Origin of the sequence: Clostridium oryzae (assembly GCF_002029235.1) — a bacterium.
Lineage (GTDB): Bacteria > Bacillota > Clostridia > Clostridiales > Clostridiaceae > Clostridium_AE > Clostridium_AE oryzae.
Map to the genome: position 1 here is coordinate 1 of NZ_MZGV01000019.1, position 13,126 is coordinate 13,126.

A 13,126-nucleotide genomic window follows, 5' to 3' on the forward strand; every position below is an offset into this window, starting at 1 on the left:
AATTTGATTACATTATATGCAGTATTTGAATAATATATTGTTTAATAATTATGTATGTTGTACATATTATAAAGATAAAGAAAGCAGGAGATTATGAGAATATAATCGTGTATACGATAAAAAAGCTTGAATTTTTACTATTATTTTATGTATAATAGGAACTATGGAGTTTAATAAAGATTGGAGATGTACTGAATGGTTTCCAGCATGACTGGTTTTGGAAGGGCAGCATATGAAGTTGAAGGCAAAAAAAGTTTTACCATTGAAATAAAGAGCGTAAATCATAGATTCTTGGATATAAATGTTAGAATTCCGAGAACAATAATAAGTCTAGAAGACCGAGTTAGAAAGCTAGTAAGTGAAAACTTAAGCAGAGGTAAAATAGATGTATTTATAAATTATAATAACATAGAGAAACTCGGCGTTCAGGCTAAACTTAATACGACACTCAGTGATAGCTATTATCAGTGCCTTCTTCAACTAAAGGAAAGGTATAATATTGAGGAAGATGTTTCTTTGAGCCTCTTATCAAAATTTCCTGATGTCATATACCTTGAAGAAGAGGAAGAAAATATGGAAACCATATGGCAGGAAATGCAAATACCTATTATACAGGCTATCGATGTATTAAAGGATATGAGAAAGGCAGAAGGCGAAAAACTTCATGATGATATATTAAAAAAATGCGATAAAATAAGATCGGATGTAGAAAAAATAGAAGACCGTTCAAAAGAACATATACTTCAGTATAAACAAAAGCTTACTGATAGATTGAAAGAGATACTAACAGATAATTCAGTTATAGATGAAAACAGGTTAAATATGGAATTAGCATTATATGCTGATAGATGTTGTATTGATGAAGAAATCACTAGAATTAAAAGTCACATTTCTCAAATAAGCTCAACAGTTGATTTAACTGAGCCTATAGGTAGAAAACTCGATTTCCTTGTTCAAGAACTTAACAGGGAAGCAAATACAATAGCATCTAAATCAAATGATTTAGAAATAACTAGATATGCTCTAAATATAAAAAATGAGATAGAGAAAATCAGAGAACAAATACAAAATATAGAGTAATTCAGGAGGAATAAAATGGGGATAAAACTTATAAACATAGGATTTGGAAACATAGTTTCTGCTAACAGACTTATTGCAATTGTAAGTCCAGAGTCCGCACCTATAAAAAGAATTATTCAGGAAGCAAGAGATAGAGGTATGCTTATTGATGCTACTTATGGAAGGAGAACGAGAGCAGTTATCATAACAGATAGTGACCATGTTATTTTATCAGCAGTTCAGCCAGAAACAGTAGCACATAGGCTGTCATCTAAAGGTGAAGAAGACATTGATGAGGTAGATGAATAATGAATGAAAAGGGTGTATTGGTTGTATTATCAGGACCTTCTGGTGCTGGAAAAGGTACAATATGCAAGGCTCTCCTTGAAAAAGAAGACTTTTGGTTATCTGTTTCAGCTACTACTAGAAGTCCAAGGAATGGTGAAATTGATGGTAAAAATTATTTTTTTCTAACAAAAGATAAGTTTGAAGAAGAAATTGCAAACAACAGATTTCTTGAATATGCTGAGGTCTATGGAAACTACTATGGTACTCCAAAAGAACATGTTATGGAAGTTATAGATAGCGGCCGTGATGTGATATTAGAAATCGATATTCAAGGTGCGCTTAAAGTAAAGGAGAACTATCCTGGAGGAGTGTTTATATTTATATTACCACCTTCCATGGAGGAACTTAGAAATAGAATAATAGGAAGAGGCAGTGAGACTCCTGAATCTCTAATGATAAGATTTAAGTCTGCTTACCATGAAATAAACTATGTTTCTAAGTACAATTATGCAGTGGTGAATGACACTGTAGAAAATGCTGTTAAAAAGATACAGTCCATTGTGGCTGCAGAAAAATGTAGAGTAGATAGAATAAAAGAAGAAATTTTAGATTCTAAGGAGGGTTTAATTCATGAACAACTCTATGATTAGTCCATCAATATTAGATTTATTAGGCAAGGTGGAAAACAGATATTCATTAGTAACAGTTACTGCTAAAAGAGCTAGACAGCTTATAGATGGTGAAGAGCCTCTTATAAGAATAGATGCAACAAAACCATTAACAGTAGCTATAAACGAAGTAAATAGTGGTGCAATAGTCTATGAAACTGTAAAAGAGGGAATAAAATAATGCAGCAAAGTAAGACAGTGGTTCTTGGCGTTACTGGCGGAATTGCTGCGTACAAAGCTATTGATTTAGTTAGTTATCTTAGGAAAAGAGATATTAATGTAGAAGTAATAATGACTAAAAATGCTGCGGAGTTTGTATCTCCGCTTACTTTTAGAAGTATATCTGGAAATGATGTAATCTTCGATATGTTTCAAGAACCAAGAGCATGGGAGATTCAGCATATATCATTAGCAAAAAAAGCAGATCTATTAGCAGTTGTACCAGCAACAGCTAATATCATTGGGAAGGTTGCTAATGGTATAGCTGATGATATGCTTTCCACTACGATAATGGCTACAAATGCTCCGGTGATTTTTGCACCTGCTATGAATACTAATATGTATAACAATGTAATTGTTCAGGAAAATATTAACAAGCTTAAGACGTTAAATTACGAATTTATTGAACCAGCTAAAGGGAGACTTGCCTGTGGTGATGAAGGCATAGGTAAGTTGGAGGATATTAACAAAATAGCAAAAGTCATTACGCGAAAATTATATCAGAAAAAGGAACTTATAGGCAAGACAGTGCTCGTAACAGCAGGTCCTACTATAGCACCAATAGATCCTGTTAGGTATATAACTAACAGATCTACTGGAAAGATGGGTTATGCAATTGCAGAGGAAGCATTGAATAGAGGCGCCCATGTTATACTTATAAGTGGTCCTACAAGTATTGATGTTCCGTATGGGGCAGATTTAATAAGAGTCAATACGAATCAGGAAATGTTAGATGCAGTTATGAGCAATATGCACGAAAGTGACATAATAATAAAAAGTGCAGCAGTTAGTGATTATAAACCGGAAGCATACAGTTCCCAAAAAATTAAAAAAAACAGTGACAAATTATCTATAGATTTTGTTATTGATAATGATATATTGCTGCAAGTAGGAAGCAAGAAAAGAGAAAATCAGATATTAGTTGGTTTTGCTGCAGAGAGCCAAAATGTGATAGAAAACGCAAGAGGTAAACTACTTAAGAAAAATTTGGATTTTATAGTGGCTAATGACATATCCGCTGAAGATACAGGTTTTGCATCAGATGATAACAGAGTAGTTATTATTGACAAGGAAACTGAGCTTCATGTAGAAAAAATGACTAAACTGCAGGTAGCAGCTAAAATATTTGATGTTATTGAGAAAAGGCGCTAAAGCGCTTTTTTCAATTAATTAGGACATCAGCATAATGGGGGACATCAATATAATTGGGCAGCATCTGATAAGATGTAAGCCTAATTTCCTAATAAGATGTATCCCCTTTCATTATTTATTCAGGAGGCGACATAGTGTTCAATTACGCAGGTATTATTGTAAATAATGAATCAATAATGGTTGACAAGGTGTTTACATATGGCATACCTGAAGGATTAGTCAATCATGTTAATATAGGAAGTAAGGTAAAGGTTCCCTTTGGAAAAGGCAATAAAAAGATAGATGGATATGTTATTGAATTATATGAAAATGCTTCTGATAATATACAAAGGTTAAAATACATTGATTCTATAGTTAGCGCAAATATTCTTTTTGGAGAAAAACAAGTTAAGCTTATAAAGTTTATGAAGGAAAGATACTTATGCAGCTATCTAGATTGCATAAGAGTCATGCTTCCGAGTGGTATTCTTAAAAATATGGCTAGTAAATTAGAACAGAGACTATATACGGCAAAAGCACCAGAAGGAAATTTATATAAGAAAAATTATGTAAACATATATCAAGCTGTTAAACATAATGAGGGGTTATATAATAAAAACAGACTTTCAAACGAATTTGGGTTTTCGCTAAGCTCGATAAATACGTTAATAAAGCATCAGATCTTAATTGTCAAACAACAGAAAATTGACAGAGTTTCTGATAAAATCTATGAACGATATGAAGCTAGAAAGCTTAATAATAACCAAAAGATTGTCTATGATTCAATATGTAATGGACGTGAAGATAAATATTTAATTCATGGGATAACTGGCAGCGGAAAAACAGAAATATATTTACAGCTTGTTGAGAAGAACCTTAAAGAGAATAAAGATTGTATAGTACTTGTACCAGAAATTTCACTCACTCCACAGATGCTTGAAAGGTTTAAGGGGCGTTTTGGAAATAATATAAGTGTATTTCACAGTAGAATGTCAGAGGGAGAACGTTATGACGAATGGATGAGGGTAAAGGAAGGCAGAACAAAGCTTGCTATAGGTGCTAGGTCAGCTATTTTTTTACCGTTTAATAATTTAGGACTTATTATATTAGACGAGGAGCATGATGGAAGTTATAAATCTGAAAGCAATCCTAAATATGATTGCAGAGAAGTTGCAGAGTTTGTGGCCGGAAATAATCAGGCAAAAGTAGTGTATGGTACTGCAACACCTTCTATGGAGACTTACTATAGAGCTAAGAAGGGTGAAGTAAGATTATTATCTATAAATTCAAGAGCGGACAATGCAAAACTCCCAGAAGTTACTGTAGTTGATATGAGGGACGAACTTATAAGTAATAATAGATCTATATTTAGCAGAGAGCTGCATGAGGATATAAGAAATAATATAGAGCAAGGTAATCAAATAATACTTTTTTTAAATAGGAGAGGCTTTTCGCCATTTGTATCCTGCAGAAGCTGTGGTTTTGTATATAGATGCAGACAGTGTGATATCTCGCTAACTTATCATAGAGAGGATAATATGCTGCACTGTCACTACTGTGGCTATAAAGAAAGACCTAAAAATACTTGTCCGAAATGCGGCAGTAAATATATTAAGTACTTTGGAATAGGAACAGAGAAGGTTGAAGAAGCGGTGAAAAAATATTTTCCAGGTGTTAAAACACTTAGGATGGATATGGATACTACGAGAGGAAAAGATTCCTACATTAATATATATGAGGCCTTTAAAAAAGGAGAAGCTCAAGTTTTGATAGGAACTCAGATGGTATCAAAAGGATTAGATTTTCCTAATGTTACGTTAGTAGGTATACTAGCTGCAGATCTTACTCTTAATTTACCTGACTACAAATCAGCAGAGAGAACTTTTCAGCTTATTACTCAGGTATCTGGAAGAGCTGGAAGAAGCAGTAAGGAAGGAAAGGTTGTTGTTCAGACTTATTCGCCGGAACATTACAGCATAGTGAGCTCAGCTCATAGTAATTATGAAGAATTTTATAATGAGGAAATTGGCATTAGGAAGTCCATGGAATACATACCGTTTAATGATATTATTAATGTTAATTTGAATAGTTTGAATGAAAAACTTCTTATTGATACGATTAGAAAGGTATATGACGATTTACAGATTCTATTTCAGCATGACAAAAACGTACATATCCTTGGGCCGTGTCCTTGCAGTATTTCTAAAATAAAAGAATTATACAGATGGCAGATAATATTAAAGGGTAAGTTTGACATTGACACAAAGCAAAGAATAAAAAAAGTTGTTTATGATAATTTGAAATTTGTATATAATGATATTAAGTTAAATTTAGATGTAAATCCGAACACATTGATATAATAGGAGTGATATTATGGCATTAAGAAATATAAGAACAGAAGAAGATCCAATTCTTAGAAAGAAAAGCAGGCTAGTAGAAAAAATTGATGAAAAGATAGTAACACTTGTGAAGGATATGGCTGAAACCATGTATGAAGCTGAAAATGGAGTTGGTCTCGCTGCACCTCAGGTAGGTATATTAAAACGAATAGTGGTAATAGATATAGGTGAAGGCCTTAATGTGTTTATAAATCCAGTAATTTTAGAAAGCTCAGGCAGTGGTGTAGACATTGAAGGATGTTTGAGCATTCCTGGAAGACAGGGAGAAGTTGAAAGACCGACTAAGGTTAAGGTAAAAGCAATGAATGAAAAAGGTGAGGAGTTTACAATGGAAGCTGAAGACTTTATGGCAAGAGCTGTTTGTCATGAACTTGATCACCTCGATGGAATTTTATTTATAGATAAGCTTGTAAGAAGTGAGGATTGATACAATGAAGATAGTTTTCATGGGAACTCCTGAATTTGCAGTGCCAACTCTTGAAAGCCTTATTTTGAATCATCAGGTTGAGGCAGTCTTTACTCAGCCTGATAGACCAAAGGGCAGAGGTAAGAAACTTGCTTTCAGTGCAGTTAAAGAGGTAGCAGTAAAGCATGGAATAAAAATTTATCAACCTGAAAAACTGAAAAATGACAGAGAATGCATAGAAGCTTTGAAAGCTATTAATCCTGATTTTATTGTAGTCGTAGCCTATGGACAAATACTGTCACAAGAAATATTAGATATACCAAAGTATTATTGCATAAACCTTCATGCATCACTGCTTCCAAAATACAGGGGGGCTGCCCCAATACAATGGTGCATAATAAATGGAGAAACAGAGAGTGGAAATACAACTATGAAAATGGATGCAGGAATAGATACTGGAGATATTTTAATGCAGAGCAAAGTTGCAATCGATCCGGATTTAACAGCAGATGAACTACATGATAAGCTTATGGAAGATGGAGGAAAACTAGTAGTAGACACTATACAGGCAGTGGTTGAGAATAAACTTACACCTGTTCCTCAAGTAGATGAATTGAGCTGCAATTCCCCTATGCTTAGCAGAGAAAAGGCTAAAATAGATTGGAAAGCTTCTGCAAAAGATATACATAACTTAGTTAGAGGTTTGAATTCATGGCCCGTAGCACATACTAACTATAATGAATTAAGTCTGAAAGTGTTTAAGACAGCTGTTGTTAATATAGAAACAAATAAGACTCCTGGAAGTATACTTAAGGTTGATAATAAAGGAATATTAGTAGCGACAGGTGAAAAAGCATTACTAATTGAAGAAATACAGTTTCCTAATGGCAAAAGGATGAAAGTATCTGATTACATAAGGGGAAACAATATTGAAGAGGGACTAATATTAGATTAGAGGTAAACAATGAATACACGAAAATTGGCTGTAGAAGTAATTGGAGAAATATTAGATAAAGGAGCATATTCAAATTTAGTACTTAAAAATCGACTACACTCATCGGAGCTTAAGGATAATGATAGAGCTTTGGTAACAGAAATTGTATATGGTACAATCAAATATAAATATACAATAGATAAAATTTTGAGCAGCTTTATAAAAAATCCTATTAGCAAACTTGATAAAATGATATTAAATATTCTTAGAATTTCAGTATATCAGATGATGTATTTGGATAAGGTTCCGGATTATGCTATAGTTAATGAAGCTGTTAATTTAGCAAAAACTAAATCCATAGGCGCTAGTAAGCTTGTAAATGGTGTACTGAGAAATTACATAAGAAATAAAGAAAAGCAGTATGTAAAAAATCAAAGTATTATAGAACAATTAAGTTTTAAATACTCATTTGAAAATTGGATGGTAAAATTGTTTGTAAAACAGTATGGCGAAGAGAACGCTGAGAGGATTATGGAGGGTCTTAACTCAACCCCAGTGGTTACAGTTAGAGTTAATTCCATTGTTAAAGACTCATCTGCTGTATTTGACGAACTCATAGATATTGGCTATAATGTACAGAAATCTAATGTTTCAGCAAATGCTTTGAAAATAGTTAAAGGAAGTTCTATCGATAAAAATCCAATTTTCAAAGCCGGCTGCATAACTGTTCAGGATGAAAGTGCAATGCTCGCAGTAGAAGCTTTAGATGTGAAAGAAAATATGGAAGTCCTCGATTTATGTGCAGCTCCAGGCGGAAAAACTACCTATACAGCTGAGTTAATGAACAATACTGGAAGTATAATAGCCTGTGATATGTATGAACATAAACTTAAGCTTATTGACGAAGCAGCATCTAGATTAGGCTTAGATATAATAAACACAGAATTAAGTGATGCCCAAAAAATAAATGAACAGTTTGTTGATAGATTTGATAGAGTACTTGCAGATGTTCCATGTTCTGGCCTTGGTATAATAAGAAAAAAGCCAGAAATTAAGTGGTCAAAACAGTCAAAAGATTTAAATGAATTGATTAAAATTCAAAGAAATATTTTACATAGTGCAGCTAAATATGTAAAACCTAACGGTGTACTTGTATACTCTACATGTACATTGAATAAAAATGAGAATGAAAAGAACATAGATGATTTTTTGAAGAATAATGAAAATTTTGTCTTAGATGAAATTAATTTTAATAATAATCGTAATTTTATTTATGGGGATAATGGGATGGTCACCATATTGCCTAGTGACATGGATGGTTTCTTTATTGCAAAGTTGAGGAGAAAGAAATGAAAAACATACTAGATTTAAATATAAATGAGTTAGAAATATGGATGAAGGAGCATAAACAGAGTTCATTTAGAGCTGCTCAAATATTTCAATGGATTTATAAGAGAGTGTATGATTTTGATAATATGACCAATATACCTAAATCTCTGATTAATGACTTAAAGAAAGAATACTACATTGAAATTCCCAATATAGTAAAGTCCCTTGTATCTCAGCTTGACGAAACAGTGAAATTGTTGTATAGATTTAGTGATGGCAACATAATAGAAGCTGTGGTAATGAAGTATAAACATGGTAATACGATTTGTATATCTTCTCAGGTTGGATGCAGAATGGGCTGCAAGTTTTGTGCTTCTACAATAGATGGAATGGTTAGGAATCTATCTGCTGGAGAAATGATATCTGAGATACTTTGTGCTGAAGATTTTGTTAAGGAAAGTATTTCACATATTGTAATAATGGGCAGTGGAGAACCTATGGATAACTATGATAACATAATAAAATTTATAGATTTAGCTAATTCTAAGCATGGACTAAACATAGGTCAAAGAAAAATAACAATATCGACTTGTGGGATAGTTCCCAAGATAATTCAAATGGCAGATAGGAAATATCAGATAACATTGGCCATTTCACTTCATGCTAGTACAGATGAAAAAAGAAAAGAGATTATGCCTATAGCTAATAAATATTCAATTGATGAAGTAATAAAAGCTTGTAGGTATTATATAAATATGACTAGCAGAAGAATAACTTTTGAATATGCGTTGATTAGTGATGTGAATGATAGTAATGAAGACGCAGAAAATCTTGTTAAACTGCTGCAAGGCCTTTTATGTCATGTAAATTTAATTCCAGTAAATAACGTAAGAGAAAGAGAGTATCATAAATCTTCAAAGGATAGAATCCATACTTTTAAAACTATATTAGAAAGAAATGGAATTCAAACTACTGTGCGTAGAGAGTTAGGTGCAGATATAAATGCTGCTTGCGGACAGCTTAGGAAAAATTATATGGATTATGAGAAAAAGTAGAAAGATTCAGATAATACTTTGGAAGGGGTGATTGCTTTGATAGGAGCACTATCTGATGTAGGTAATACAAGAGAATTGAATGAGGATTATATGGCTAGCTATACAAGTGATAGTTTGAATATCTATATTATAGCTGATGGTATGGGAGGCCATAATGCTGGCGAAGTTGCCAGCAAAACAGCAGTTGAGTCTGTCATAGAATATGTAAAGAAGGCTGAACAGATTTCTGATATTGGTAATTTATTAAAAAGAGCTATCATTTATGCTAACGACGAAGTAAATAAGTTGTCTCAACAGGATGATCAATTGAATGGAATGGGGACAACTATCACAGCGTGTATAACTGATGGAGACAATTATATTGTAGCTAATGTAGGGGATTCGAGCTGCTATGTATTAGCTGATAAGAAACTAATTAAAGTCACAAAGGATCATTCTCTTGTGCAGCAGCTTATAGACGAAGGAAGTATAACTGAAGACGAAGGTAAAAATCATCCAAATAAAAACATTATAACTAGAGCAGTAGGTACGGGAAGTGATATTGAAGTGGATTTATTTGAGCTTGATACAAATAATTTAGAAAAGATAATTTTATGTACAGATGGATTAACAAACGAAATAGAATTAGACGATATGAGCAGAATATTAGATGAAAGTAACTCAGACAATATGCAAGCTTGTAGGGAACTTGTAGAGTTAGCTAAAAAAAACGGTGGTAGAGATAATATAACTGTAATGGTTATAGAAGGGAAGTGTTAATATGATAGGTACTATGCTGAACAATCGTTATGAGTTACTTGAAAAGATAGGCGAAGGCGGAATGTCAGTAGTTTATAAAGCAAAATGTCATAAACTTAATAGATATGATGCTGTTAAGGTATTGAAGAAGGACTATAACAACGATGTTGATGTCGTTGAAAAATTTAAAAGAGAGGCTACGGCTATAGCTAACCTTTCTGATAATAATATAGTTAATATATTTGACGTAGGAAGCCAAGATGATATAAATTATATTGTTATGGAGTATGTTAGAGGTAAGACACTTAAGCAGATAATCGTTGAGAACACAAGACTTAGCTACGAAAGAACGATTGACATAGGTGTACAGATAGCAAGAGCGTTAGATTGTGCTCACAGGAATAATATAATTCATAGGGATATTAAACCTCAAAACATACTGGTTACTGACGAAGGAGTAGTAAAAGTCACGGATTTTGGTATAGCTAAAGCATCTAGTTCCGTTACTATAACGAATTCTAATAAAATAATAGGTTCAGCACACTATCTGTCCCCAGAACAGGCAAGAGGCAACTTTGTTGATGTACGTACAGATATATATTCTTTTGGAATTGTATTATATGAAATGATAACTGGCAAGGTTCCTTTTGACGCTGAAAGTCCTGTTACTATAGCATTAAAACATATACAGGATGAGCCTGTACCACCGAAGCAGCTTAATATAGCAATCCCTAATAGTCTAAATTCCTTAATTTTAAAGGCAATACAGAAAGATCCCAATAAGAGATATCAAACCATAAGAGAAATGTTAAACGATCTATTGAACATAAGACAAAATTTGGATTATGAAGTAAAAATGTCAAACAGTGATACAGACTATACGAGAGTAATGAGCACTGATGATGTGAAAAGAAAGATGGCGGATGCAGCTGATACAGATGAAGATGATATATTTGATGAAGATGATGATGATGTTAAGACAAGAGGTAGGAAAAAGAGTAGTGGAAACGGAAAAAAGATTTTATTAATAGCTATAGCAGCTCTGTTTGTTATATTGGCAGGAGTTGCTGTAGGAGTTTTAGCCAGTGGAGGAATTGGCAGTCTGTTTGCAGGCGGAGGTACTGGAATTACTGATAATATGAAGAATGAGGAAGTAAAAGTACCTGATGTAATAGGCTTATCTCAGGATGATGCAAAAGATAAAATAGAGAGCAAGGGTCTTGTGTATGTAGTAAGAGATGAGGTAAATAGCAGTAAAAAGAAAGGTACAATTATTAAAACTTTTCCTGATGTTGGAACAAAAGTCAAAAAGAATAGTGAAGTAGGAGTAAGAGTAAGTTCAGGACCTGCTAGTCAGGAAGTTCCGGAAGTTAAGAACTATGACTTAAGTCAAGCAGAGACACTTATAACTAATAGCGGATTTAAAGTGGGTAAAGTAGAAAAAGAATATAGCAATGTAAAAGAAAATCGTGTAATAAGGCAAACTCCAAATGGCGGGGAAGAAGCTCAAAAGGGAAGCACAGTGGATCTTGTGGTAAGTCTAGGACCTAAAATACAAACAACTGTAGTACCTAATTTGGTGAATATGACTATTGATGCAGCAGAGGTCAAGGTAGAAGATGCAAAATTGAAGATTGTAAAAATCCCAGTTGAAGTTAATCCATCGGAGGAACCAGATAAGGTAGGTAAAGTATTCGAACAGAGCATAGATGCGAATACAAAAATAGAAATAGGTCAGACTATAAAAGTTAAGTATGGTGTTGCAGAAAAAGGATATAGCGCTCCCAATTGGGAAAATAAGACATTAGCTTCAATAAAATCTCAAATTAGACAATATCAGAAGAATGGTATTACAGTAAATATAGAAGGGGATACCACTGGTAATGCTGTTGTACAAAGCGTAACAGCACCTTCAAGTACGTTATATAAAGGAGACTCTATAACAATAACTGCTAAAGTACCTGATACTGATCAGAATCCTATGCAAGAAGATGATGCTGAATAATTGATAACGTTGGAGGAAATATGACTGGAACTATAATAAAAGGAATAGGTGGTTTTTATTATATCAAATTAGAAAATGGCGAAGTAGTAGAATGCAAAGCTAGAGGAAAGTTTAGAAATAACAAAATAAGTCCTATGGTGGGAGATAAAGTCAAGATAAGTGTAGATAATAAAAAAGGTGTTATAGAAGATATATTGCCTAGGAGTTCTATGCTGATGCGACCTAATGTGGCAAACGTAACACAAGCCTTTATTGTGTTCTCTACTAAAAAACCAGATATAAACTTTTATTGGTTAGATAAATTTGTGGTTTTATGTGAAAGCAAGGAGTTAGATATAGTTGTATGCGTAAATAAAATAGATTTAGCTGAACCGTCTGAACTGAATAAAATTACTGAATATCTGAGTTTAATTGGATATCCGTATTGTCTTATAGGGGCAAAAGAAAATAATAGAATAGATGAACTGAAAAAATATATAAATAATAATGTAACAGTTGTGTGTGGACCTTCCGGAGTTGGAAAGTCCACATTAACTAATTCGCTATGTGGTTACAGAGCAATGGAAACAGGTGATATTAGTGAGAAGCTTAAGCGTGGTAAGCATACAACAAGGCATTGCGAACTAATAGAAGTTGAAGGCGGATTAGTTGTTGACACTCCAGGTTTTTCTTCTCTAGATTTATCTGAAATAGATAAGGATGATGTGAAATATTTTTTCAGAGAATTTCAGGACTACGCTGACAATTGCAAATTTAGAGGCTGTAATCATGATAGAGAACCAGGCTGTGCAGTGAAAAAGGCTGTTGATGACGGAAAGATAGCAAGGATCAGATACGAATCTTATCTAAGTATAGTAGAAGAAGTATCGAAAAAGAAATTATATGATTAGAGAAG

The 13,126-nt window shown here is 33.3% G+C and carries 13 protein-coding genes; all 13 read left to right on the plus strand.

All coding sequences use genetic code 11. From position 1 onward, the window contains the following. The first annotated feature begins 195 nt into the window (after positions 1–195). The 13 genes from CLORY_RS10285 (at position 196) to rsgA (ending at position 13,121) form a co-directional block, all read left to right on the plus strand. Positions 196–1,080, plus strand: a complete 885-nt coding sequence (locus CLORY_RS10285; protein ID WP_079423947.1) for a YicC/YloC family endoribonuclease — start codon at positions 196–198, stop codon at positions 1,078–1,080. Positions 1,081–1,095: 15 nt separating this feature from the next. Beyond that, a complete protein-coding gene (remA, locus tag CLORY_RS10290) occupies positions 1,096–1,368 on the plus strand; it encodes an extracellular matrix/biofilm regulator RemA (protein WP_079423949.1) in 273 nt (90 codons plus the stop codon). Next, a complete protein-coding gene (gene gmk, locus CLORY_RS10295) occupies positions 1,368–1,997 on the plus strand; it encodes a guanylate kinase (protein ID WP_079423951.1) in 630 nt (209 codons plus the stop codon). Before remA ends, gmk begins: the two co-directional genes overlap by 1 nt. Next, positions 1,978–2,196 (plus strand): DNA-directed RNA polymerase subunit omega, encoded by a 219-nt coding sequence (gene rpoZ / locus CLORY_RS10300; protein ID WP_079423953.1) that lies wholly within the window; start codon positions 1,978–1,980, stop codon positions 2,194–2,196. Before gmk ends, rpoZ begins: the two co-directional genes overlap by 20 nt. Next, a complete protein-coding gene (gene coaBC / locus CLORY_RS10305) occupies positions 2,196–3,386 on the plus strand; it encodes a bifunctional phosphopantothenoylcysteine decarboxylase/phosphopantothenate--cysteine ligase CoaBC (protein ID WP_079423955.1) in 1,191 nt (396 codons plus the stop codon). Before rpoZ ends, coaBC begins: the two co-directional genes overlap by 1 nt. Before the next feature lie 134 nt (positions 3,387–3,520). Continuing rightward, positions 3,521–5,725, plus strand: a complete 2,205-nt coding sequence (gene priA, locus CLORY_RS10310) for a primosomal protein N' (protein WP_079423957.1) — start codon at positions 3,521–3,523, stop codon at positions 5,723–5,725. A gap of 13 nt (positions 5,726–5,738) precedes the next feature. Beyond that, complete coding sequence (gene def, locus CLORY_RS10315) at positions 5,739–6,191, plus strand: peptide deformylase (protein WP_079423959.1); 453 nt, start codon at positions 5,739–5,741, stop codon at positions 6,189–6,191. A 4-nt stretch (positions 6,192–6,195) separates the two neighbouring features. Then, positions 6,196–7,125: a methionyl-tRNA formyltransferase gene (gene fmt, locus CLORY_RS10320; RefSeq protein ID WP_079423961.1), complete on the plus strand. Its 930-nt coding sequence runs from the start codon at positions 6,196–6,198 to the stop codon at positions 7,123–7,125. Between the two features lie 9 nt (positions 7,126–7,134). Continuing rightward, positions 7,135–8,457, plus strand: a complete 1,323-nt coding sequence (rsmB, locus tag CLORY_RS10325) for a 16S rRNA (cytosine(967)-C(5))-methyltransferase RsmB (protein WP_079423963.1) — start codon at positions 7,135–7,137, stop codon at positions 8,455–8,457. Beyond that, positions 8,454–9,488: a dual-specificity RNA methyltransferase RlmN gene (rlmN, locus tag CLORY_RS10330; RefSeq protein ID WP_079423965.1), complete on the plus strand. Its 1,035-nt coding sequence runs from the start codon at positions 8,454–8,456 to the stop codon at positions 9,486–9,488. Before rsmB ends, rlmN begins: the two co-directional genes overlap by 4 nt. 27 nt (positions 9,489–9,515) lie before the next feature. After that, on the plus strand, positions 9,516–10,247 hold the full coding sequence (locus CLORY_RS10335; RefSeq protein WP_341456641.1) for a Stp1/IreP family PP2C-type Ser/Thr phosphatase: 732 nt from the start codon (positions 9,516–9,518) through the stop codon (positions 10,245–10,247). Between the two features lies 1 nt (position 10,248). After that, positions 10,249–12,231, plus strand: a complete 1,983-nt coding sequence (gene pknB, locus CLORY_RS10340) for a Stk1 family PASTA domain-containing Ser/Thr kinase (RefSeq protein ID WP_079423970.1) — start codon at positions 10,249–10,251, stop codon at positions 12,229–12,231. A 20-nt stretch (positions 12,232–12,251) separates the two neighbouring features. Beyond that, the gene (gene rsgA / locus CLORY_RS10345; protein WP_079423972.1) at positions 12,252–13,121 is read left to right on the plus strand and encodes a ribosome small subunit-dependent GTPase A; all 870 of its coding nucleotides are present in this window, start codon (positions 12,252–12,254) and stop codon (positions 13,119–13,121) included. Positions 13,122–13,126 lie beyond the last annotated feature (5 nt).

What these genes read in the sequence shown, in the direction of transcription:
- rsmB (WP_079423963.1), top strand. Translation starts at nt 7,135, where the DNA reads ATGAATACACGAAAATTGGCTGTAGAAGTAATTGGAGAAATATTAGAT.
- pknB (WP_079423970.1), top strand. Translation starts at nt 10,249, where the DNA reads ATGATAGGTACTATGCTGAACAATCGTTATGAGTTACTTGAAAAGATA.
- fmt (WP_079423961.1), top strand. Translation starts at nt 6,196, where the DNA reads ATGAAGATAGTTTTCATGGGAACTCCTGAATTTGCAGTGCCAACTCTT.
- coaBC (WP_079423955.1), top strand. Translation starts at nt 2,196, where the DNA reads ATGCAGCAAAGTAAGACAGTGGTTCTTGGCGTTACTGGCGGAATTGCT.
- def (WP_079423959.1), top strand. Translation starts at nt 5,739, where the DNA reads ATGGCATTAAGAAATATAAGAACAGAAGAAGATCCAATTCTTAGAAAG.
- rsgA (WP_079423972.1), top strand. Translation starts at nt 12,252, where the DNA reads ATGACTGGAACTATAATAAAAGGAATAGGTGGTTTTTATTATATCAAA.
- gmk (WP_079423951.1), top strand. Translation starts at nt 1,368, where the DNA reads ATGAATGAAAAGGGTGTATTGGTTGTATTATCAGGACCTTCTGGTGCT.
- rpoZ (WP_079423953.1), top strand. Translation starts at nt 1,978, where the DNA reads ATGAACAACTCTATGATTAGTCCATCAATATTAGATTTATTAGGCAAG.
- rlmN (WP_079423965.1), top strand. Translation starts at nt 8,454, where the DNA reads ATGAAAAACATACTAGATTTAAATATAAATGAGTTAGAAATATGGATG.
- CLORY_RS10285 (WP_079423947.1), top strand. Translation starts at nt 196, where the DNA reads ATGGTTTCCAGCATGACTGGTTTTGGAAGGGCAGCATATGAAGTTGAA.
- remA (WP_079423949.1), top strand. Translation starts at nt 1,096, where the DNA reads ATGGGGATAAAACTTATAAACATAGGATTTGGAAACATAGTTTCTGCT.